The 833-nt window shown below is 69.5% G+C and carries 1 protein-coding gene; it reads right to left on the bottom strand.

Features of this window, described 5'->3' with window-relative positions; genetic code table 11:
- Window positions 1-833, bottom strand: an 833-nt coding sequence (locus AB1L88_RS26940; protein ID WP_367099815.1) for a VCBS repeat-containing protein, incomplete at both ends; no start/stop codon positions are given.

The following is an 833-nucleotide window of genomic DNA, read 5'->3' as shown; positions in this document are numbered from 1 at the left end:
TTGCGGGCATCGCGACCTGATAACGGCCATTCCCCTTGCCGGTGTACCAGTGGGGACGCTGGGCCATCGGCTGATTGATCCAGGGCTGATCGAACACGTGGCCGTTGGCGACGAACAGGTCGAGCGTGCCGTCGTTCTCGGCGTCGATCGCCACCGAGCCGAATCCGGTCACGGCCAGGCTCGGGCCGTCGAGCCCCGACCCGGCCGTCGCGTCGACGAATTGGCCGCCCCCCAGGTTGCGGAGGAAGGTGTTCGGCTCGTTGCGGAAGTTGGTGTGGAAGAGGTCGAGCAGGCCGTCCCCGTCCAGGTCGTCGGCCACCACCCCCATGCTCGCCGTCGCCCGCCCGGCGCCGTCGAAGGCCGCCCCGGAGGCCACCCCCACCTCCTCGAACCGCAACCCCCCCAGGTTCCGGAAGAGGAAGTCGGGGGTGATGTCGTTGGCGACGAAGAGGTCGAGCCACCCATCGCCGTCGAGGTCGGCGATCGCCAGGCCGAGCGCCTGGCCGTCGGGACGCTCGACCCCGGCCTCGGCCGAGACATCCGTGAACGTCAGATCGCCGTTGTTGCGAAACAGGAGTTCCTTCTGCGCCTCGAACCGGCCGGGAGGGCAGTGAATGCGTCGGCCCGAGGCATCGCGGCATTCGGGGGCGGTCTTCGGGTCGGCCTCGACGTAGGTCGCGACGAACAGGTCCAGGTCCCCGTCCCGGTCCAGGTCCGCGAACCCGGCCGCCGTGCTCCAGCGGTCCGACCACACACCGGCCGACTCGGTGATGTCCGTGAACGTCCCGTCGCCGTCGTTGCGGTACAACACCGTCGACCCGAACCCGGTGACA

It is taken from the genome of Tautonia sp. JC769 (genome assembly GCF_040717455.1).
Lineage (GTDB): Bacteria > Planctomycetota > Planctomycetia > Isosphaerales > Isosphaeraceae > Tautonia.
Note: the sequence above shows the minus strand (reverse complement) of the source record. Positions and strands in the feature narration are given on the sequence as shown.